16 protein-coding genes and 2 pseudogenes are annotated in these 21,095 nt (G+C 52.9%); 11 read left to right on the forward strand and 7 right to left on the reverse strand.

All coding sequences use genetic code 11. The features are described from left to right. Nucleotides 1–763 precede the first annotated feature (763 nt). A complete protein-coding gene (gene thiD, locus Q9J32_RS08475) occupies nt 764–1,570 on the forward strand; it encodes a bifunctional hydroxymethylpyrimidine kinase/phosphomethylpyrimidine kinase (RefSeq protein ID WP_301884997.1) in 807 nt (268 codons plus the stop codon). A gap of 49 nt (nt 1,571–1,619) precedes the next feature. Here the strand turns inward: thiD and tehB are convergent, their stop codons facing one another. After that, a complete protein-coding gene (tehB, locus tag Q9J32_RS08480) occupies nt 1,620–2,489 on the reverse strand; it encodes an SAM-dependent methyltransferase TehB (protein ID WP_301884998.1) in 870 nt (289 codons plus the stop codon). Between the two features lie 112 nt (nt 2,490–2,601). Between tehB and rnhA the strand changes: the two genes are divergently transcribed. Next, complete coding sequence (gene rnhA / locus Q9J32_RS08485; RefSeq protein WP_301668030.1) at nt 2,602–3,039, forward strand: ribonuclease HI; 438 nt, start codon at nt 2,602–2,604, stop codon at nt 3,037–3,039. 417 nt (nt 3,040–3,456) lie between these two features. Further along, nucleotides 3,457–3,588: a hypothetical protein gene (locus Q9J32_RS08490; RefSeq protein WP_301884994.1), complete on the forward strand. Its 132-nt coding sequence runs from the start codon at nt 3,457–3,459 to the stop codon at nt 3,586–3,588. Between the two features lie 347 nt (nt 3,589–3,935). Here the strand turns inward: Q9J32_RS08490 and Q9J32_RS08495 are convergent. After that, nucleotides 3,936–4,046, reverse strand: a pseudogene (locus Q9J32_RS08495) (IS5/IS1182 family transposase); the annotation flags it as partial. 253 nt (nt 4,047–4,299) lie between these two features. Between Q9J32_RS08495 and Q9J32_RS08505 the strand changes: the two are divergent. After that, the gene (locus Q9J32_RS08505; protein ID WP_301884992.1) at nt 4,300–4,704 is read left to right on the forward strand and encodes an HIT family protein; all 405 of its coding nucleotides are present in this window, start codon (nt 4,300–4,302) and stop codon (nt 4,702–4,704) included. Between the two features lie 39 nt (nt 4,705–4,743). Continuing rightward, nucleotides 4,744–5,931: an LD-carboxypeptidase gene (locus Q9J32_RS08510; RefSeq protein ID WP_301884990.1), complete on the forward strand. Its 1,188-nt coding sequence runs from the start codon at nt 4,744–4,746 to the stop codon at nt 5,929–5,931. 101 nt (nt 5,932–6,032) lie between these two features. Here the strand turns inward: Q9J32_RS08510 and Q9J32_RS08515 are convergent, their stop codons facing one another. After that, a complete protein-coding gene (locus Q9J32_RS08515; RefSeq protein WP_301884988.1) occupies nt 6,033–8,288 on the reverse strand; it encodes a nitric-oxide reductase large subunit in 2,256 nt (751 codons plus the stop codon). A gap of 381 nt (nt 8,289–8,669) precedes the next feature. Here Q9J32_RS08515 and nirK point away from each other — a divergent pair, with 381 nt between their 5' ends. The 3 genes from nirK (at nt 8,670) to Q9J32_RS08530 (ending at nt 11,961) form a co-directional block, all read left to right on the forward strand. Beyond that, complete coding sequence (gene nirK / locus Q9J32_RS08520) at nt 8,670–9,848, forward strand: copper-containing nitrite reductase (protein ID WP_301884986.1); 1,179 nt, start codon at nt 8,670–8,672, stop codon at nt 9,846–9,848. 179 nt (nt 9,849–10,027) lie between these two features. After that, on the forward strand, nt 10,028–10,783 hold the full coding sequence (locus Q9J32_RS08525; protein ID WP_301668034.1) for a formylglycine-generating enzyme family protein: 756 nt from the start codon (nt 10,028–10,030) through the stop codon (nt 10,781–10,783). Between the two features lie 296 nt (nt 10,784–11,079). Beyond that, nucleotides 11,080–11,961 (forward strand): carbohydrate kinase family protein, encoded by an 882-nt coding sequence (locus Q9J32_RS08530; protein ID WP_301884985.1) that lies wholly within the window; start codon nt 11,080–11,082, stop codon nt 11,959–11,961. A gap of 59 nt (nt 11,962–12,020) precedes the next feature. On the opposite strand, the gene Q9J32_RS08535 is transcribed toward Q9J32_RS08530, so the two are convergent. From Q9J32_RS08535 to serC, 4 genes and pseudogenes are all read right to left on the reverse strand, one after another. After that, complete coding sequence (locus Q9J32_RS08535) at nt 12,021–12,578, reverse strand: nitroreductase family protein (RefSeq protein ID WP_118793182.1); 558 nt, start codon at nt 12,576–12,578, stop codon at nt 12,021–12,023. A 76-nt stretch (nt 12,579–12,654) separates the two neighbouring features. Beyond that, entirely contained in the window at nt 12,655–14,289 is a 1,635-nt protein-coding gene (locus Q9J32_RS08540) for a phosphoethanolamine transferase (RefSeq protein ID WP_301884983.1), read from the reverse strand. A gap of 62 nt (nt 14,290–14,351) precedes the next feature. Then, a pseudogene (locus Q9J32_RS10125) lies at nt 14,352–14,685 on the reverse strand (hypothetical protein). Next, complete coding sequence (serC, locus tag Q9J32_RS08545; protein ID WP_301884981.1) at nt 14,685–15,791, reverse strand: phosphoserine transaminase; 1,107 nt, start codon at nt 15,789–15,791, stop codon at nt 14,685–14,687. Before serC ends, Q9J32_RS10125 begins: the two are co-directional and overlap by 1 nt. Before the next feature lie 363 nt (nt 15,792–16,154). Between serC and rimP the strand changes: the two genes are divergently transcribed. Genes rimP through infB form a run of 3 tightly spaced genes read left to right on the forward strand, consistent with a single transcriptional unit; the run spans nt 16,155 to nt 21,016 of the window. Beyond that, nucleotides 16,155–16,586 (forward strand): ribosome maturation factor RimP, encoded by a 432-nt coding sequence (gene rimP, locus Q9J32_RS08550; RefSeq protein WP_164728386.1) that lies wholly within the window; start codon nt 16,155–16,157, stop codon nt 16,584–16,586. A 27-nt stretch (nt 16,587–16,613) separates the two neighbouring features. After that, the gene (gene nusA / locus Q9J32_RS08555; RefSeq protein WP_301884979.1) at nt 16,614–18,116 is read left to right on the forward strand and encodes a transcription termination factor NusA; all 1,503 of its coding nucleotides are present in this window, start codon (nt 16,614–16,616) and stop codon (nt 18,114–18,116) included. 11 nt (nt 18,117–18,127) lie between these two features. Next, the gene (gene infB / locus Q9J32_RS08560) at nt 18,128–21,016 is read left to right on the forward strand and encodes a translation initiation factor IF-2 (protein WP_301884977.1); all 2,889 of its coding nucleotides are present in this window, start codon (nt 18,128–18,130) and stop codon (nt 21,014–21,016) included. Nucleotides 21,017–21,095 lie beyond the last annotated feature (79 nt).

Genomic DNA, 21,095 nt, shown 5'->3' on the forward strand with positions numbered 1-21,095 from the left:
CTAGAGGCCTAGGACACTGCCCTTTCACGGCGGCAACCGGGGTTCGAATCCCCGTGGGCGTGCCAATTCAAAAACCTGCTTGTTTCAAGCAGGTTTTTTTATTATGAGTCGTCATTCCCGTAATTTTTCGTCATTCCCGCAATTTTTCGTCATTCCCGCGAAAGCGGGAATCTAGAACCTCAAACTTTCAGATAATTTTTGAATATTGCCGCCGCCCAATGGTCTGGATTCCCACTTTCGTGGGAATGACGATTTGGAAATTACCCGAAACCCAAAAAAAAACCGAAACCGAACACACTAGATTCCCGCTTTCGCGGGAATGACGGAATTTTAGGTTTCTGTTTTTGCGGGAATGACGAATGAAGCGTGTCGGTTTATACTCGCCGCAACACGCGGTTCAGACGGCATTGCCCTCTTTTTTCATTATCAGTGGGTGTAGCAACTGTATTTTTCACCCAGTCGGACAAAAATACAGTTGCTACGATGCACCCCGCCGCCCTGCCCTGTGCCTTGTCCTGCAATACGACATATAATGCACCACAAACCCCGCGCTGCGGTTTTCAGACGGCATTGCCGTGCTTTTTTACAGGCAGAAGCCCTTTTGGTCGGACGCAATATTAAGGAGGAACAAATGTTTCAACACACAGGACGACACATAAAGCACCGCCCTATGTGCCGTCCTGATTTGGAAGGGGTTACACCCCTTCCAAACAAAGTCTGATTCTACCCCAAAGGGCGGGGTTTCAACCGAAAAGGAAACATAATGAAAGGCTCTTTCGTACAGTCCCTAAGCATTGCCGGTTCGGATTCGGGCGGCGGTGCGGGCATTCAGGCGGATTTGAAAACGTTTCAGATGCGCGGCGTGTTCGGAACGTGCGTCATTACCGCCGTTACCGCGCAAAATACTTTGGGCGTGTCGGCGGTGCACCTCGTCCCGACCGAAACCATCACCGCACAAATCCAAGCAATCAGGGAAGACTTTGACATCCGCGCCTACAAAATCGGTATGCTCGGCACGGCGGAAATCATCGAATGCGTTGCCGACAGCCTGAAACACTGCGACTTCGGCAAACGCGTACTCGACCCTGTGATGATTGCCAAAGGCGGTGCGCCGCTGTTGCAGGATTCCGCCGTTGCGGCACTGACGCGCCTGCTGCTTCCAGATACGGATGTATTGACCCCCAACCTGCCCGAAGCGGAAGCCTTGACGGGCGTGCGTATCAAAAGCCGTAAAGATGCGGAACGTGCGGCAAAAATCCTGCTTGATTACGGTGTCAAAAATGTCGTTATCAAAGGCGGACATTTGCACGGCAGCAGCAGCGGACGCTGCACGGATTGGCTGTTTACGCAAAATGAAACGCTGGAATTGGACAGCCCGCGCTTTCCGACCGCCCACACGCACGGCACAGGCTGCACGTTTTCCGCCTGCATTACCGCCGAGTTGGCAAAAGGCTCGGACGTTTGCGAAGCCGTACAGACTGCCAAGGCCTATATCACGGCGGCAATCTCAAACCCTTTGGAAATCGGCGCGGGACACGGGCCGGTCAATCATTGGGCGTATCGGGACTAACCGTAAAAATGCCGTCTGAAACAAAATGTTCAGACGGCATTTTTGAGGATTATTCAGGCTTTTTCGCCAGCATGGTTACAAATTTAAACCGTATCGGGTTGCCGTTTTCGTCTTTGGCGTGCATCGCGCCCAATTCTTCTTTGTATTCGACCAGCTCCCAATCCTGATAATAATCCTTCAGCTCGCCCTCTTTAAATTTGAAGGGAAACGGCATCGGGCAGGGGAAATCCGCCGTATCCATTGCCGATACGATTAAGTTGTACCCGCCCGCCGCCGTATGCGCCTGCATATCGGCAATCACGTCGGGCACGCGCTGCGGCATCAGGAACATCAGCACCACTGTTGCCACAATATAATCAAACTCGCCCTGAAGGGCGGCGGCGTTCAAATCATATTCCAGCGTGCGGACGTTCAAACCCTCCGCCTCTGCCAGCTCCGCCACGTTTGCCAAGGCGGCGGGATTGCAATCGGCGGCGGTTACGTCAAACCCCTTCAAGCCGAGGAACAGCGCGTTGCGCCCCTGTCCGCAGCCCATATCCAACGCCCTGCCCGCCGGTACGGTATCCTGTGCCGCCGCGACCGCAGAATGCGTGGCACTCATGCCGTATTTTTTGTGAAAATAATCTGCCGCCGCGCAATACAGCGACAAACGGATTTCGGCATCGTCCGTTTTCGGTTTGACCGAAAACACCTGCTGCGGCGCAAACACGCAATCGCCGCTTTCCGCCGACCAAACCTCCGCCGACCCGTCCTGCGTGCGGACTTCGACATCGCCCTGCAACACATTCAGGCAGACCCACTCCCCTTCCTCAGACGAATAGCCCGACAACAAAACTTCCGGCAGGTTTTCCGCCTTCCACACGGGCATTTGCCCGAAACAAAACAATTCGCCACTTTGACCCACTATCCGCTCCTTCATATTCAAAAATAAAGTTGCACATTATATGCCTATTTCAATCCGCCGCAATCTTTCAGACGGCACTGCGCACAAACCGCTTATAATCACGCCGGACACCACACAAAGGCACGATATGGACACACCCGTTTACCTCTACACCGACGGCGCGTGCAAAGGCAATCCCGGCGCGGGCGGCTGGGGCGTGTTGATGCGCTACGGCAGCCACGAAAAAGAACTTTTCGGCGGCGAAGCGCAAACCACCAACAACCGCATGGAGCTGACCGCCGTCATCGAAGGGCTGAAATCGCTCAAACGCCGCTGCACCGTCATCATCTGCACCGACTCGCAATACGTCAAAAACGGCATGGAAAACTGGATACACGGTTGGAAGCGCAACGGCTGGAAAACCGCCGCCAAACAGCCCGTCAAAAACGACGATTTGTGGAAAGAACTCGACGCTTTGGTCGGACAGCATCAAATCAGTTGGACTTGGGTAAAAGGACACGCGGGACACGCGGAAAACGAACGCGCCGACGATTTGGCAAACCGTGGCGCGGCACAGTTTTCCTGATTGCCGCTCCGGCAAGAAAATGCCGTCTGAAAATTTAAAAGTTCTAGATTCCCGGTTTCACGGGAATGACGAAAAGTTGTAGGAATCACGGGGTTTCAGACGGCATCCGCCCGCCCCGTCATTCCCGCGAAAGCGGGAATCTAGAACATAAAATCTAAAGAAACCGTTTTACCCGATAAGTTTCTGTGCCGACAGACCTAGATTCCCGCCTGCGCGGGAATGACAGGATTTTAGGTTTCTGATTTTGGTTTTCTGTTTTTGAGGGAATGACGGGATTTGAGATTGCGGCATTTATCGGGAGCAACAGAAACCGCTCTGCCGTCATTCCCGCAAAAGCGGGAATCCAGAACGTCGGGCAACGGCAATATTCAAAAATTATCTGAAAGTTTGAAGTTCTAGATTCCCGTTTTCACGGGAATGACGAAAGGTTGCGGACAGCAGGGGAATGACGAGGTTTCAGACGGCATTGGTGGCTTTGTCGGGCTTCAGACGGCATTGTTCTCCCGCCGTCATTCCCGCGAAAGCGGGAATCCAGAACATAAAATCTAAAGAAACCGTTTTACCCGATAAGTTTCTGTGCCGACAGACCTAGATTCCCGCCTGCGCGGGAATGACAGGATTTTAGGTTTCTGATTTTGGTTTTCTGTTTTTGAGGGAATGACGGGAATTTAGTAACCGTAGCAACTGCCTGCGCGACGGCTAAGGGGCTTCAGTAACTGTAGCAACTGCCTGTGTGGGAATGACGGACAATGAGCATCAGGCGGCATCTCTTGCCTGCCGCTAAAACAGTTTGCCGCACAACTGTTCAAACGCGTCCGATATGTTTCAACACACAGGACGACACATAAAGCGTCGCCCTATTATGTTGCCCTGATTGGGAGGGGTTACGCCCCTCCCAAATATAGTGGATTAAATTTAAACCAGTACAGCGTTGCCTCGCCTTGCCGTACTATTTGTACTGTCTGCGGCTTCGTCGCCTTGTCCTGATTTAAATTTAATCCACTATAAAGTCTGATCTTACCACCCTAAAGGGCGGGGTTTCAACCGAAAAGGAAACACGATGAAGTGGTACAATTAGCGGCAATGCGGACAGACAAATTAGACTATAGTGGATTAAATTTAAACCAGTACGGCGTTGCCTCGCCTTGCCGTACTGTCTTGTACTGTCTGCGGCTTCGTCGCCTTGTCCTGATTTAAATTTAATCCACTATATCAGAAATTATCCTACCGTTTTTTAAACACTTTCAGGAATAAGGAAAAATGACCGCCCAACCCTGCCCCATCTGCACGGCGCAAAATGAAGACGTTTTGCTGCAAACCCCCAAGCTGCGCGTCATCGCCATCCATAACGACAGCGGTTCGCCTGCATTCTGCCGCGTCATTTGGCGTAAGCATATTGCCGAAATGACCGACCTTTCGGCTGCCGAACGCGGCGAATTGATGGAAATGGTGTACAAAGTCGAAGCCGCTATGCGCCAAGTTCTGCGCCCTGCCAAAATCAACCTCGCCAGCTTGGGCAATGTCGTGCCGCACCTGCATTGGCATATTATCGCCCGCTTTGAAAACGATGCGTCTTTCCCCGCGCCGATTTGGGCAAACCCCGTCCGGAAACACGGTATGACCCTGCCGCAAGATTGGACGGAACAGCTTAAAAAGCTGCTTTAAGCCCGCCGATGCCGTCTGAAACCGTATGAAAGGGAAATTATGACCGAACCGACCTCTCGCCGCCGTTTCCTGAAAACCTGCACTGCCGCCGCAGGCGCAGGACTGCTTCAGGCTTGCGGTACTTCGCCTGCTTCAAACAATGTCCCATCCGCGCCCTCTCACCCTGTTGCGAAAGCCCGAACCGTGTACCCCAAACCACCACGCCATTCCAACTCTGCCGACAATCTTCTGCGTATTGTCGCCTCCTCAGGCTTTGCCGAAGACATCAACCGCGTCAACACAGCCTTAACCCGCCTTTACAATGCAGGTTTTACCGTAACCAACCAACAGGCGGGCAGCCGCCGTTTTCAGCGGTTTGCAGGCACGGACGCGCAACGCGCGGCAGATTTCCAAGAGGTCGCCTCCGGCCGCGTTGCCATGCCGAAAGTTCTGATGGGTTTGCGCGGCGGTTATGGTGCGGCACGCATTCTGCCGCATATCGATTTTGCCTCACTCGGCGCAAGAATGCGCGAACGTGGTACGCTGTTTTTCGGCTTCAGCGATGTTTGCGCCGTCCAGCTGGCACTCTTGGCAAAAGGAAATATGATGAGTTTTGCCGGTCCGATGGCATACAGCGAATTCGGCAAACCCTCCCCCAGCGTGTTTACAATGGATGCCTTTATCAAGGGGGTAACCCAAAACCGCCTGACCGTTGATGTTCCTTATATCCAACGCGCCGATGTCGAAACCGAAGGCACGTTGTGGGGCGGCAACTTAAGCGTCCTTGCCTCGCTCGCCGGTACGCCTTATATGCCCGACATCGACGGCGGCATTTTGTTCCTCGAAGATGTCGGCGAACAGCCCTACCGCATCGAACGTATGCTCAATACGCTGTATCTTTCGGGTATTTTGAAGAAACAGCGCGCCATCGTGTTCGGCAATTTCCGCATGGGCAATATCCGCGACGTGTACGATCCGTCTTATGATTTTTCCGCCGTTGCCAAGCATATTTCGCGCACGGCGAAAATCCCCGTGCTGACGGGCTTTCCCTTCGGGCACATTGCCGACAAAATTACTTTCCCCTTGGGCGCGCACGCCCGAATCCGTATGAGCGGAAACGGCGGTTATTTGGTCGCGTTTGAAGGCTATCCGACACTCGATGCGTCCGCCCTAACTTTGGATACCCTGCTCCCGCCGCCGGATTTGCCTATCTTCCCCGAAAGCGGTGTTGCCGATATTTCGGAATAAACCCGCAAACGGACAAATACCGTCTGAAGCCTTCAGACGGCATTTTCCTGTAAAAAAACCGCACCTGATGGCAGGTGCGGTTTCCATTTTCAGGCTAAAACTTATTTGTCGCGGCCGAATACGATTTTAGTGGCTTGGATGGCGACACAGATTGCACCGCCGATAAAGATCAAGTCGGCAGCAGTACGAACCCAGCGCAGGGTGTCGAGGATTTCCATTTGCAGGAATTCTTCGCTGCGGGCATACCACAGACCGTGCGTGATGGAGGCGTATGCCTGAATCGCGCCGACAGGCAGCAGGCTGATGGCAATCATGCCGACCAAGCCGCCGTTGAGCAGCCAGAAGCCCCAAGTCATCAGTTTGTCGTCAAACTGCGCGTTCGGTTTCAAGTAGCGCGCAACCAACAATACGAAGCCCAATGCCAAGAAACCGTACACACCGAACAAGGCAGCGTGCGCATGAACAGCAGAAGTATTCAAACCTTGGATATAGAACAGGGAAATCGGCGGGTTAATCAGAAAACCGAATACACCGGCACCAATCATGTTCCAGAAGGCGACTGCAACGAAGCACATCAGCGGCCAACGCAGGCGTTTCGCCCAGTCGGACAGGTGTTGGTAAGACCAGTGCTCGTATGCTTCACGGCCCAGCAACACCAGCGGTACTACCTCCAAAGCGGAGAAACAGGCACCGATTGCCATAGAGGCGGAGGTAGAGCCGGAGAAGTACAGGTGGTGCAGCGTACCGGGAACGCCGCCCAACATAAAGATGGCGGCAGCGGCCAAAGTGGAGGCAGTGGCGGTACTGCGGCGGACAAAGCCCATATTGTAGAAGACAAAGGCAAAGGCGGCAGTGGCAAATACTTCAAAGAAGCCTTCCACCCACAGGTGAACCACCCACCAACGCCAGTATTCCATTACGGCAATCGGGGATTTTTCGCCATAGAACAGACCCGGTGCGTAGAACACGCCCACGCCGACCATAGAAGCGACAAAGATTGCCAGCAGGTTTTTGTCCACGCCTTTTTCTTTGAAGGCGGAAACCGTGCAGCGCAACATCAGGAACAGCCACAACAGCAGACCGACCATCAAAAGGAGTTGCCAGAAACGTCCCAAATCGAGGTATTCGTAACCTTGGTGTCCGAACCAGAAGTTAAATTCGGGGGGAAGGATGTGCGTCAACGCAAAGAAGTTGCCCGCGTAAGAACCGCCGACCACGATGAAGAGGGCGATATACAGGAAGTTCACGCCTGCACGTTGGAACTTGGGATCTTTGCCGCCGTTGACAATCGGAGCAAGGAACAAACCTGCCGTCAAAAAGCCGGTTGCAATCCAGAAGATGGCGGATTGGATGTGCCAAGTACGGGTCAGGGCGTAGGGGAACCAGTCGGACATTTCAAAGCCCAACGCCTCATCGATGCCGTAGAAACCCTGACCTTCGACGGTGTAGTGCGCGGTCAGACCGCCCAGCAATACTTGTACCACAAACAGGGCAACCGTCAGGAAGACGTATTTGCCCAATGCTTTTTGCGAAGGGGTCAGTTGGATTTTGGAAATCGGGTCTTCAGACGGCACTTCCACTTCTTCGTGTTTGGTCAGGAAGGAATAACCCCACATCAGCAAACCGATACCCATCAAGAGCAGTACAACACTGGTAAACGACCACATGTAGTTTTCAGTAGTCGGTACGTTGTTGATCAAAGGCTCGTGCGGCCAGTTGTTGGTGTAGGTAAAGACTTCGCCGGGACGGTTGGTCGAAGCAGACCAAGAAGTCCAAAAGAAGAAGTCGAACAGTTTTTCACGCGCTTCTTTGCTTGGCAATGTGTTGTTTTTCATTGCAAAGTGTTCGCGGGTGGTTTGCAGTGCGGGATCGTCGCCATAAACACCGTGGTAGTAAGGCAGGATGCTTTCGATGGCTTTCACGCGCGTATCGCTGATGACTACAGAACCGTCTTCCTTCACGCGGCTTTGGTTGCGGTATTCGTCAGCCAGGCGGGTTTTCAGAACAGCTTGTTCTTCAGGGGAAACTTCATCGAATTTTTTGCCGTAAGTCTGTTGCGCGGTCAAATCCAACCAAGCGGACAATTCACGATGCAGCCAGTCGGCCGTCCAGTCCGGAGCCTGATATGCGCCGTGACCCAGAATCGAACCGACTTCCATACCGCCGGTACTCTGCCACGCAGACTGACCTGCCAAAATATCGTCTTTCGTCATCAGCACTTTGCCTGATGCGGAAACGACCTGTTCGGGGTAAGGCGGGGCTTTCTTATAAACCTCGCTGCCCATATAGCCAAGAATGGTAAAGCATACTGCCAGAACGGCAAACAGCAAGTACCACAGCTTCTTGTACTGTCCCATTTTGAGAGCTCCTTTTAATAAAGCAGTTGTTTAAAATTCACAGAATATGAATGTTAAAGATTGTAGCACGGTTTACCGCGCAAATAAACATTTGTTCAAACAAACGCACATATAAAACAAATACATATATGATAATAACTATCATTATTCTTTGCTCGGTAATCGCCCTGCCTTTGCCTGCTCTGCCGAAGCCCTGGCAAATCAGCCTATTCATTGTAATTTTTAGTAGTTATAAAGTATTAGAAGTATCATTTTAAGTTCATATTTTATGAATTATTTGACTTAAATCAAAATGCCCGTAATGGGGCAACCGCATAATCACACCAAGTTCTTAACCAATCCTTTCAGGACAATTTACTTTTCTTACAAAAGGAAAACATCATGAAACGCCAAGCCTTAGCTGCAATTATCGCTTCTATGTTTGCTTTAGCCGCCTGCGGTGGCGAACAAGCTGCTCAAGCTCCTGCCGAAACCCCTGCCGCTTCCGCAGAAGCCGCAAGTTCCGCCGCACAAGCTGCCGCCGAAACTCCGGCAGGCGAACTGCCCGTTATCGATGCGGTTACCACACACGCTCCCGAAGTACCTCCTGCAATCGACCGCGACTACCCTGCCAAAGTACGCGTGAAAATGGAAACCGTCGAAAAAACCATGAAAATGGACGACGGTGTGGAATACCGCTACTGGACATTTGACGGCGACGTTCCGGGCCGCATGATTCGCGTACGCGAAGGTGATACCGTAGAAGTAGAATTCTCTAACAATCCTTCTTCTACCGTTCCTCATAACGTTGACTTCCACGCAGCTACCGGCCAAGGCGGCGGCGCGGCCGCAACCTTTACCGCTCCGGGCCGTACTTCCACATTCAGCTTCAAAGCCCTGCAACCTGGCCTGTACATCTACCACTGCGCCGTCGCGCCGGTCGGTATGCACATCGCCAACGGTATGTACGGTCTGATTTTGGTCGAGCCTAAAGAAGGTCTGCCGAAAGTGGATAAAGAGTTCTACATCGTCCAAGGCGACTTCTACACCAAAGGCAAAAAAGGCGCGCAAGGCCTGCAACCGTTCGATATGGACAAAGCCATCGCCGAACAACCTGAATACGTTGTATTTAACGGTCACGTAGGTGCTATCGCCGGCGACAACGCCCTGAAAGCCAAAGCAGGCGAAACTGTACGTATGTACGTTGGTAACGGTGGTCCTAACTTGGTATCTTCCTTCCACGTCATCGGTGAAATCTTCGACAAAGTTTATGTTGAAGGCGGCAAACTGATTAACGAAAACGTACAAAGCACCATCGTTCCTGCTGGCGGCTCTGCCATCGTCGAATTCAAAGTCGACATCCCGGGCAGCTACACTTTGGTTGACCACTCTATCTTCCGCGCATTCAACAAAGGCGCACTGGGTCAATTGAAAGTAGAGGGTGCGGAAAACCCTGAAATTATGACTCAAAAATTGAGTGATACCGCTTACGCCGGCAGCGGCGCGGCTTCAGCCTCTGCTGCTTCCGCACCGGCTGCTTCTGCCCCGGCAGCCTCTGCATCCGAAAAAAGCGTTTATTAAACCGGATACCCGTCATTAGCGGGACAAACCACTGCCGCCGTACTTCATTACGCACGGCAGTGGTTTTTTAACAACCAATCTTTCCTTTCGGAAGATTGATTCTTCAGACGGCATTCGCAGCTTTTCGTTTAAAATGCCGTCTGAAAAATCAATTTTAACCGCCTGTCAGGAGGCATAATATGAAGTTTGCCCGGTTACTCTTTCTCTGTGCGGCACTCGCCGGCACTCAAGCGGCGTCTGCCGAAATGGTTCAAATCGAAGGCGGCAGCTACCGCCCGCTTTATCTGAAAAAAGATACCGGCCTGATTAAAGTCAAACCGTTCAAACTGGATAAATATCCCGTTACCAATGCCGAGTTTGCCGAATTCGTCAACAGCCACCCCCAATGGCAAAAAGGCAGGGTCAGTTCCAAACAGGCAGAACCCGCTTATCTGAAGCATTGGATGAAAAACGGCAGCCACAGCTACGCACCCAGGGCAGGCGAATTAAAACAGCCGGTAACCAATGTTTCTTGGTTTGCCGCCAACGCCTATTGCGCCGCACAAGGCAAACGTCTGCCGACCATCGACGAATGGGAATTTGCCGGACTTGCCTCCGCCACGCAGAAAAACGGCTCAAACGAACCCGGCTACAACCGCACTATTCTCGATTGGTATGCCGACGGCGGACGGAAAGGCCTGCACGATGTCGGCAAAGGCCGCCCGAACTACTGGGGCGTTTACGATATGCACGGTCTGATTTGGGAATGGACGGAAGATTTCAACAGCAGCCTGCTTTCTTCCGGCAATGCCAACGCGCAAATGTTTTGCAGCGGCGCGTCTATCGGGTCGAGCGACTCGTCCAACTATGCCGCCTTCCTCCGCTACGGCATCCGCACCAGCCTGCAATCCAAATATGTCTTGCACAACTTGGGCTTCCGTTGCGCAAGCCGATAACCCCTTCAATTACCAAAGCAGCTTTGGCGGTACTGAAAAGTACCGCCGTTTTTTGCCCGAAAATTCTAGTTTTGTTTCATCATCTTGCAATTTCAAGCAATATTTTGTAGGAAAAAACAAAATTATCTTGCGGTGAATCAAACCACCTTTGCGGCAAACCCGTCAAAATACCGACAACGTTTTATTTTTCCAACGAAATTTATAAAACCCATTCGGAGTATTACTACATTCCCGATCAGCGACGGCCTTCAAAGCCGTCAAACTTTCCGACTATTTATCCAAACCAAGGAAATCCAATGAAAATTACCGGCTTCGGCGAGATACTGTGGGATGCTTTCCCTGATGGAAAAATTTTGGGCGGCGCACCTTTAAACGTGCTGTACAGATTACAATCGCTCGGTATGGATACCGCCATTATCAGCAGTAGGGGAAATGATGGCGACGGAGAAGAACTTGTCCGACAAATACAACAAAAGAACATCGTTTCCGACTTTGTCCAGATTCATCCGGATTATCCTACCGGCCGGGTTAAAGTGTCGCTGAATGCCCAAGGCAGCGCATCCTACGAAATTGTCCATCCCTGTGCATGGGACGGCATCCGGACAGAAGAAGCAGCACTGCACCGCGTTGCCCAATCCGATGCCTTTATTTTCGGCAGCCTGGCCATGCGCGACGAAACCTCCCGAAAAACTTTAAACAGCCTGCTGCAACAGGCAAAATTCAAAATCTTCGATGTCAACCTGCGCAAACCGCATTACGACGCTTCCCTGATTTTAGAAACCATGAAACAGGCTGATGTCGTCAAACTCAACGATGACGAACTCTACGAACTGTCAAAGATTTACGGATCGCCCTATCACAGTTTGGAGCAAAACATCGTTTATCTGGCAAAACTGACCGATACAGACACTCTTTGCGTAACCTTGGGCAGCCACGGCGCAGTCCTGTACAAAAACGGGGAATTTTTCCGACACGGCGGATTTAAAATCGAAGTTGCCGATACCGTCGGCTCGGGAGACAGTTTCCTTGGCGGTCTGATTTATCAGCTGCTCAACCGCGCGGAACCCCAATATGCCCTCGCCTTTTCCTGCGCGCTTGGTGCGCTGGTCGCCTCCGAACATGGCGCGACACCCGACATTTCCCCCGAACGCATCGGTCGTTTCATGAATCCGGTTTAAAACGCATGGAAAAATGCCGTCTGAAAGCCTTTCAGACGGCATTTTGCTTGAGATTCCGTTTACCAATGGCTGACAAACGCTTCCAAATCGGTATTCTTGGGCTTATGCGCTTCCTCTGTCGGCGTGCCGATCATCATCAGCCCGATGATTTTATCCTTATCCGCACAACCGAAAGCCTCCCGCAACAAGGGGCTGTTGACCCACATCCCCGTTATCCAGACATTGTCGAAACCTTGCGCCGTTGCCGCCAGTTGCAGCGCATACGCCGCACAACCCGCCGTCAGCATCTGTTCCCATTCCGGTTTCGGCTTAGGCACATCGCGGTTGGGCGCAAACGTTACACCAATAACCATCGGCGCCATATTGCCCACTTTTTCAGCCTTCTGCAACGCCTCCGCGCCAAAATTCAACGCGTCAACCGTCTGCGCCAAAATACTGCGGAAACGCTGCAAAGCAGTGTCCCCCTGAATCACGGTAAAACGGAACGGGCGCATATTGCCGTGATCGGGAACTTGGGTTGCCGCCTGCAACATCTCTTCCAACTCCGCCGCATCGGGGGCGGGGGGCTTCAGTTTTTTGGAAGATCGGCGGTTCGTCAATAATTTTAAAGCATCCATATCGTTATACTCCGGTCGTCGGTCGGGTGTTTCGGGCGCATATGCCGTCTGAAGGCTTCAGACGGCATATGCGGCATCAGCGCGGACGGCGGCAGGCTGCCAATATATCCATTTCCTTCCGATAGGTTTGGCTGTTGGAAATGTCCATCAGCCCCAATACCGTGCTGAAATAGTGGTCGTGCGAATATTCGTTTTCCGCCGCTTTTTGTTTGAGGCATTGGAAATCTATGCCCCCGTGTTGGCGGAAGGCTTTGGAAAACCACATAACCATCGGGATATGCGTCTGTCCGGAAGGCGCGATGGCGTAAGGCGCGGCGTGCAGGTACATCCCGTTTTCGCCCAGACTTTCGCCGTGGTCGGAAACATAATGCACCACGCTTTCCAAATCGTCGCGGTTTTCAAGTTTGCGGATAACCTTGTCGATAAACTGGTCCACATACAAAACCGTATTGTCGTAAGTGTTGACCAGCGTGGCGCGGGCGCATTTGTCGATTTCGTTGGTGTCGCAGGTCGGCGTGAATTTGCGTTCGGCTTCGGTATAGCGTTCGTAATATGTCGGCCCGTGGCTGCCGATGGTATGCAGGATTAAAACCGCGTCTTTATCGTTTTTGTTGAGAGCCTCGTCGAACTTGGTCAGCAGGATATTGTCGAGGCACTCGCCGTTGCGGCAATATTCGGGCAGGTTGAGCGAAGTAACGTCGGTATTCGGCACTTTGCCGCACACGCCCTTGCAGCCGGAATCGTTTTCCAACCAGGTAACTTCCACACCGGCGCGCTGCACGATGTCCAGCAGGTTGTCTTGGTGTTCGGCTTTGATTTCGTCATAATCCGTGCGGTCGAAGGTTGAAAACATACACGGCAGGGAGTGCGCGGTCGATGTGCCGCAGCTTCTGACCTGCGGGAAATTGACAATTTCATCGCCGCGCGCGGCAAGCAGCGGCGTAGTTTGGCGGCTGTAACCGTTCAAACCCCAGTTGGCGGCACGCGTGGTCTCACCCACGACCAGCACCACGAAACGGCGCAGGCTGCCGACCGGCCGGTTTTGCACGACCGCCATATCCAACTGCGTATAAGGAATATTGGAACGCTTCCAATCTTTGTATTTCGACACGCCCGCGCCGATGAAATTAGACGGCACAATCAGATGGGTTACTGATTTATTGTTGCGGAAAAACGAGGCGTAATCCTGATATTGCAACATCGCGATGCCCAACGCGCACAAAAAGGAAACGGCGGCAAGCACAAGGCGCGTCAAAAGCTCCTTATACCAAACGCGGTATTTGACCTTGACGGCGATATACGCCAGCGCGGGCAATACGCCCAAACATACAATCCACAGCACATAACCCGGCGTAATCAGGCGCGCGCTTTCGGCAGCCGTAGTTTGCAAGACATTATTCAACATCGACTTGTTGAAATAGATATTGAAAAATATTTCTTGGTAAGACACCGCCGCACTGATAACCAATATTAACGGAATCAACACTTTATGCACAAAAGGCAGAGCAATGACGTGAAAAACGAAATTACTTAAAAAAAACAGCACCACCGGCATCGTATAGAGGAAGATATCCGCCCCGGTGCCGTTAAAAGGATGAAGCTCGACAACTTTGGCAAAAAAGGCGTAATTCAATACCAGCGAAGAATACAGGGAAAGGAAAGCAATCAGCACGGAAGAGCCGAGCTTCGGCCTCAAGTTCGGTTTTATCATTTGGAATGTGTCGGATAAGGGTTGGAAAAGGCATCCGGAATCCGGATTATTGAAAAAGATTCTTAATTATAATGCAACGGAGCAAAGCAGAGCAAGAAAACGGCGGCTATGCAGGGGTTTCCGCCCGCCATTCAAACGTCCGGCAGACATAAAAACATCGGAAGCAAGATTCGAACCGGGCGGCAAACGCCCTTGCCGGAAAAGCGGGCAAGGCATTTCATATTGGAAAAACCCAGCCGCGCCGCCGACGGGACAGTCCGGCACAAACAGCATCACGCCCGGATTGAAAAAGACGGATAGCCGCCGGCAGCACAATCTTACCACCTCCAAAACGCCGCCGGAGAATACCGAAACAGCCGATGCCGTCTGAAGCCGCTTCAGACGGCATCTGGACATCAACCGTAACGCCGTTGAAAATCCTTCATAAAGTTCGCCAACACGTTCACACCTTCGAGCGGCATCGCATTGTAGATGCTGGCGCGCATCCCGCCGACAGACTTATAGCCCTTCAACAGGCACAAGCCCTGCAACTCGGCTTCCAACACAAAGCGGCGGTCCAAATCCTCGCTTTCAGTTTTGAAGACCACGTTCATTTTGGATCGCGCATCGGGATGGATATCGTTGATATAAAAACCGCCGCTGCCGTCTATCGTCTCATACAAGGTTTGCGCCTTCAGCCGATTGACCGCTTCAATTTTTTTCACGCCGCCCTGCGTTTGCAGCCAGCGGAACACCAAGCCCGACATATAAATTGCATAAGTGGAAGGCGTGTTGTACATACCGTCGCGGTTGATGTGTGAACGGTAGTTGAACACATCGGGAATATCGTTCGGACAACGCTCGAGCAAATCCTCGCGGATAATCACCACCGTAACCCCTGCCGGCCCGATGTTTTTCTGTGCGCCTGCGTAAATCAGTCCGTAGTCGGCAACATCAAACTCACGCGACAGAATCTCGCTGGACATATCGCACACCAGCGGCGGCATGCCGTCTGAAAGGCGCGGCACTTCACGGTATTGCAGCCCGTTGACAGTTTCATTGACGGCAAAATGGACAAACGCCGAATCAGGTGCAACATCCCATGTTTCCACAGGCGGCAGGTCGAGATAGTCGAATTGCTCGCCCCCATGCGCCGCCAAACGGATTTCCGTATCGGTCAAACGGCTCATCTGTTCATAAGCGATACGGCTCCAGTTGCCCGTTACCACCGCGTCGGCAGTGCGGAAACCGTGTGCCAGATTCATGGCTGCCATATTAAATTGGGTTGTTGCTCCGCCCTGCAGAAACAATATCTTATAGTTGTCAGGCACTTTCAAAAGCTGCCTCAAATCCTGTTCCGCATGATGCAGGATGCTCAAAAACATTTCCGAACGGTGGCTCATTTCCATCACGGAAAAACCCGTACCGTTGTAGTCCGACATTTCCTGCCGCGCCGTTTCCAACACGGCTTCAGGCAATACGGCGGGGCCGGCGGAAAAATTGTAAATCGGATAAAGAGACATGATGCAGCCCTGATTCTGAACAATAACCCGCCCGATTTTAGGCTTGCAGCAGGCTTTGTGCAAGGATGGGAAATACCTGTCCTCCGCCAAATTCCATGCCGCCCGAACACGGAAAATAATATCAATATATTGATTTATAAACATAAAAATCATGCCAACGACAAATAGATACATTTGTTTTGTCAACAATATTCACGATTTCCCATTACAAACCTCCCTTACACCCGCTTTTTCCGTCCCAAAAACACAAAATAAATCAACACTTTCATTTCTCCGCAAAAGCGGTTATAATCACGCCGATTTTTCAACTTTGACGAAAAATGGCCACGGGGCCATTTTTTTATTATGTACATAGGGAGCAGCATGGATATTCAAACCATCCTCGAAAAAACCCTGCCCGGCCTGGGCTACGAACTGGTCGATTTCGAACTGACCGCGCAAGGAACATTGCGCGTGTTCATCGACAAAGAAGGCGGCATTACCGTCGAAGACTGCGCAACCGTCAGCAACCATTTGAGCCGCGTGTTTATGGTGGAAGACATCGACTACAAAAACCTGGAAATTTCCAGCCCCGGACTCGACCGCCCCTTGAAAAAAGCCGCCGACTTCGTGCGCTTTGCCGGTCAGCAGGCAAAAATCAAAACCCGCCTGCCGATAGACGGTCAAAAAAACTTTATCGGTAAAATCGAAGGCTGCGAAAACGATACCGTTACCGTATCCTTCGACGGCAAAACCGTGCAAATCGGGTTGGACAACATCGACAAAGCCCGCCTGCGCCCCGAATTCAAATTCTAAAACACAGCAATATTGGAGATTTTCAAAATGAGTCGTGAAATGTTACAGCTGGCAGAAGCACTGGCAAGCGAAAAAAACGTTGATGCGGAAGTCGTCTTCCAAGCACTGGAATTCGCCCTGTCTACCGCTGCCAAGAAAAAGGCAGACCGCGAACACATGGACGTGCGCGTCCAAATCAACCGCGATACCGGCGAATACCAAACCTTCCGCCGCTGGCTGATTGTCGCCGATGAAGACTATACCTATCCCGATGTCGAAAAAACCATCGAGGAAATCCAAGAGGAAATTCCCGGCACCGCCATCCAAATCGGCGAATACTACGAAGAGCAGCTGCCCAACGAAGGCTTCGGCCGCCAAGCGGCGCAAACCGCCAAACAAATCATCCTGCAACGCATCCGCGATGCCGAGCGCGAGCAGAATCTGAACGAGTTTCTCGCCGTCAAAGAAGACATCGTGTCCGGCACGGTCAAACGCGTCGAACGCCACGGCATCATCGTCGAAGTCGTTGCCGGCAAACTGGACGCGCTGATTCCGCGCGACCAAATGATTCCGCGCGAAAACTTCCGCAGCGGCGACCGCATCCGCGCCCTCTTCCTGCGCGTCGAAGAAATCGGCAACACCGGCCGCAAACAAGTCATCCTGAGCCGTACTTCCGGCGATTTCCTCGTCAAACTGTACGCCAATGAAGTACCTGAAATTGCAGACGGCATGCTTGAAATCCGCGCTGTCGCCCGCGACCCGGGACAACGTGCCAAGGTCGCCGTCAAAGCCAACGACCAGCGCATCGATCCGCAAGGCACCTGTATCGGCGTTCGCGGTTCGCGTGTCAACGCGGTCAGCAACGAATTGTCCGGCGAACGCATCGATGTCGTCCTCTGGTCTCCTGAGCCTGCCCAATTCGTTATGGGCGCGCTTTCCCCCGCCGAAGTCAGCCGCATCGTCATCGACGAAGACAAACACGCCGTCGATGTCATCGTTGCCGAAGACCAGCTCGCGCTCGCCATCGGACGCGGCGGTCAAAACGTCCGCCTCGCCTCCGACCTGACCGGCTGGCAGCTCAACATTATGACTTCCGCCGAGGCAGACGAACGCAATGCGGCAGAAGATGCCGCCATCCGCCGCCTGTTTATGGATCACTTGAATGTGGATGAAGAAACCGCCGACGTGTTGGTTCAAGAAGGTTTTGCAACCTTGGAAGAAGTCGCCTATGTTCCTGCCGCCGAACTGCTTGCCATTGAAGGATTTGACGAAGAAATCGTCGATATGCTCCGCAACCGCGCCCGCGATGCCATCCTGACCATGGCGATTGCCGCCGAAGAAAAACTGGGCGAAGTATCCGACGATATGCGCAACCTCGAAGGCGTAGATGCCGATATGCTCCGCAGCCTTGCCGAAGCCAGCATTACCACACGCGACGACTTGGCAGAGCTTGCCGTGGACGAACTGATTGAAATCACCGGTGTAAACGAAGAAACCGCAAAAGCCGTCATCCTGACCGCACGCGAACACTGGTTTACCGAAGACAAATAAAGGGGGTACAGATGAGTAACACAACCGTAGAACAATTTGCCGCCGAGCTGAAACGCCCCGTCGAAGACCTGTTGAAACAGTTGAAAGAAGCCGGCGTCAGCAAAAACAGCGGCAGCGATTCCCTGACGCTGGACGACAAACAGCTTCTGAACGCCTACCTGACCAAGAAAAACGGCAGCAACGGCGGCACCATCAGCATCCGCCGCACCAAAACCGAAGTCAGCACCGTTGACGGCGTAAAAGTCGAAACACGCAAACGCGGACGCACTGTCAACATTCCTTCTGCCGAAGAGTTGGCAGCACAGGTAAAAGCCGCCCAAACCCAAGCCGCACCTGTCCAGACGGAGCAGACGGCAGAAGACGCGGCAAAAGCCCGGGCCGAAGCTGCCGCACGTGCAGAAGCCCGTGCCAAGGCAGAAGCGGAAGCGGCAAAACTGAAAGCGGCAAAAGCAGGCAACAAAGCCAAACCTGCCGCACAGAAACCCACCGAAGCAAAAGCCAAAACCGCACCCGTTGCGGCGGAAACCAAACCCGCCGAAGAAAGCAAAGCGGAAAAAGCCCAAGCCGACAAAATGCCGTCTGAAAAACCCGCCGAGCCCAAAGAAAAAGCCGCCAAGCCGAAACACGAGCGAAACGGCAAAGGCAAAGATGCCAAAAAAACGGCGAAACCTGCCGCACCTGCCGTGCCGCAACCCGTGGTCAGCGCGGAAGAACAGGCGCAACGCGATGAAGAAGCACGCCGCGCCGCCGCACTTCGCGCCCACCAGGAAGCCCTGTTGAAAGAGAAACAGGAACGCCAGGCACGCCGCGAAGCCATGAAACAACAGGCAGAACAACAGGCAAAAGCCGCACAGGAAGCCAAAACCGGCAGACAGCGTCCCGCCAAAACTGCCGAGAAACCGCAGGCAGCCGCACCGGCCGTCGAAAACAAACCTGTCAATCCGGCAAAAGCGAAAAAAGAAGACCGCCGCAACCGCGATGACGAAGGTCAAGGCCGCAACGCCAAAGGCAAAGGCGGAAAAGGCGGACGCGACCGCAACAATGCACGCAATGGAGACGACGAGCGCGTACGCGGCGGCAAGAAAGGCAAAAAACTCAAACTCGAGCCGAACCAACACGCCTTCCAAGCACCGACCGAACCCGTCGTACACGAAGTCTTGGTTCCCGAAACCATTACCGTTGCCGATTTGGCGCACAAAATGGCGGTCAAAGGCGTGGAAGTGGTCAAAGCCCTGATGAAGATGGGCATGATGGTTACCATCAACCAATCCATCGACCAAGACACCGCCCTGATTGTCGTCGAAGAGCTCGGACACATCGGCAAACCCGCCGCCGCCGACGATCCTGAAGCCTTCTTGGACGAGGGCGCGGAAGCAGTGGAAGCCGAAGCATTGCCGCGTCCGCCGGTGGTTACCGTCATGGGCCACGTCGACCACGGCAAAACCTCGCTGCTGGACTACATCCGCCGCGCCAAAGTGGTACAGGGCGAAGCGGGCGGCATTACGCAGCACATCGGTGCTTATCACGTCAAAACGCCGCGCGGCGTGATTACCTTCCTCGATACCCCGGGCCACGAAGCCTTTACCGCCATGCGCGCGCGCGGTGCGAAAGCAACCGACATCGTCATCCTCGTGGTTGCCGCCGACGACGGCGTGATGCCGCAAACCATCGAAGCAATTGCCCACGCCAAAGCGGCAGGTGTTCCGATTGTGGTTGCCGTCAACAAAATCGATAAAGACACTGCCAACCCCGAACGCATCCGTCAGGAACTGACCCAACACGAAGTTATCCCCGACGATTGGGGCGGTACGGTTCAATTCATCGACGTTTCCGCGAAAAAAGGAACGAACATCGACGCGCTGCTCGAAGCCGTATTGCTCGAAGCCGAAGTATTGGAACTGACCGCACCTGTCGATGCGCCCGCCAAAGGCATCATCGTCGAGGCGCGCTTGGACAAAGGGCGCGGCGCGGTTGCCACATTGCTGGTTCAAAGCGGCACGCTGAAAAAAGGCGATATGCTGCTGGCCGGTACCGCATTCGGCAAAATCCGCGCGATGGTCGATGAAAACGGCAAATCCATTACCGAAGCCGGCCCGTCCATCCCCGTCGAAATCCTCGGCTTGTCCGACGTACCGAATGCGGGTGAAGACGCGATGGTATTGTCGGACGAGAAAAAAGCGCGCGAAATCGCCCTCTTCCGTCAAGGCAAATACCGCGACGTGCGCCTTGCCAAACAGCAGGCGGCGAAGCTGGAAAATATGTTCAACAATATGGGCGAAACCCAAGCCCAATCTTTGTCGGTCATCATCAAGGCAGACGTTCAGGGCTCTTACGAGGCTTTGGCGGGCAGCCTGAAAAAACTGTCCACCGACGAAGTGAAAGTGAACGTATTGCACAGCGGTGTGGGCGGCATTACCGAATCGGATGTCAACTTGGCCATCGCTTCGGGCGCATTCATCATCGGCTTTAACGTGCGTGCGGATGCCTCTTCGCGCAAACTTGCCGAAAATGAAAACGTGGAAATCCGCTACTACAACATCATCTACGATGCCATCGACGACGTGAAGGCGGCGATGAGCGGTATGCTTTCCCCGGAAGAGAAAGAACAGGTTACCGGCACGGTCGAAATCCGTCAGGTCATCTCCGTTTCCAAAGTCGGCAATATTGCAGGCTGTATGGTTACCGACGGTGTGGTCAAACGCGATTCCCATGTCCGCCTCATCCGCAACAATGTGGTTATCCATACCGGCGAGCTGTCGTCTTTGAAACGCTACAAAGACGACGTCAAAGAAGTCCGTATGGGCTTTGAGTGCGGTCTGATGATTAAAGGCTACAACGAAATCATGGAAGGCGACCAACTGGAATGCTTCGACATCGTCGAAGTTGCCCGCAGCCTGTAATTCCTTTGCAAATAAAATGCCGTCTGAAGCGTTCAGACGGCATACGGAACGGGTTCTGTATCATACAGAACCCGTTTTT

This window comes from Neisseria uirgultaei (assembly GCF_962719845.1).
GTDB lineage: Bacteria > Pseudomonadota > Gammaproteobacteria > Burkholderiales > Neisseriaceae > Neisseria > Neisseria bergeri.

Excerpts from the sequence above, each read along its gene's own strand:
- Q9J32_RS08525 (WP_301668034.1), top strand. The coding sequence starts at position 10,028 with ATGAAGTTTGCCCGGTTACTCTTTCTCTGTGCGGCACTCGCCGGCACT.
- Q9J32_RS08540 (WP_301884983.1), bottom strand. The coding sequence starts at position 14,289 with ATGATAAAACCGAACTTGAGGCCGAAGCTCGGCTCTTCCGTGCTGATT.
- Q9J32_RS08515 (WP_301884988.1), bottom strand. The coding sequence starts at position 8,288 with ATGGGACAGTACAAGAAGCTGTGGTACTTGCTGTTTGCCGTTCTGGCA.
- serC (WP_301884981.1), bottom strand. The coding sequence starts at position 15,791 with ATGTCTCTTTATCCGATTTACAATTTTTCCGCCGGCCCCGCCGTATTG.
- Q9J32_RS08510 (WP_301884990.1), top strand. The coding sequence starts at position 4,744 with ATGACCGAACCGACCTCTCGCCGCCGTTTCCTGAAAACCTGCACTGCC.
- nirK (WP_301884986.1), top strand. The coding sequence starts at position 8,670 with ATGAAACGCCAAGCCTTAGCTGCAATTATCGCTTCTATGTTTGCTTTA.
- Q9J32_RS08505 (WP_301884992.1), top strand. The coding sequence starts at position 4,300 with ATGACCGCCCAACCCTGCCCCATCTGCACGGCGCAAAATGAAGACGTT.
- rnhA (WP_301668030.1), top strand. The coding sequence starts at position 2,602 with ATGGACACACCCGTTTACCTCTACACCGACGGCGCGTGCAAAGGCAAT.
- thiD (WP_301884997.1), top strand. The coding sequence starts at position 764 with ATGAAAGGCTCTTTCGTACAGTCCCTAAGCATTGCCGGTTCGGATTCG.
- infB (WP_301884977.1), top strand. The coding sequence starts at position 18,128 with ATGAGTAACACAACCGTAGAACAATTTGCCGCCGAGCTGAAACGCCCC.
- Q9J32_RS08490 (WP_301884994.1), top strand. The coding sequence starts at position 3,457 with ATGACGAAAGGTTGCGGACAGCAGGGGAATGACGAGGTTTCAGACGGC.
- nusA (WP_301884979.1), top strand. The coding sequence starts at position 16,614 with ATGAGTCGTGAAATGTTACAGCTGGCAGAAGCACTGGCAAGCGAAAAA.
- tehB (WP_301884998.1), bottom strand. The coding sequence starts at position 2,489 with ATGAAGGAGCGGATAGTGGGTCAAAGTGGCGAATTGTTTTGTTTCGGG.
- Q9J32_RS08530 (WP_301884985.1), top strand. The coding sequence starts at position 11,080 with ATGAAAATTACCGGCTTCGGCGAGATACTGTGGGATGCTTTCCCTGAT.
- rimP (WP_164728386.1), top strand. The coding sequence starts at position 16,155 with ATGGATATTCAAACCATCCTCGAAAAAACCCTGCCCGGCCTGGGCTAC.
- Q9J32_RS08535 (WP_118793182.1), bottom strand. The coding sequence starts at position 12,578 with ATGGATGCTTTAAAATTATTGACGAACCGCCGATCTTCCAAAAAACTG.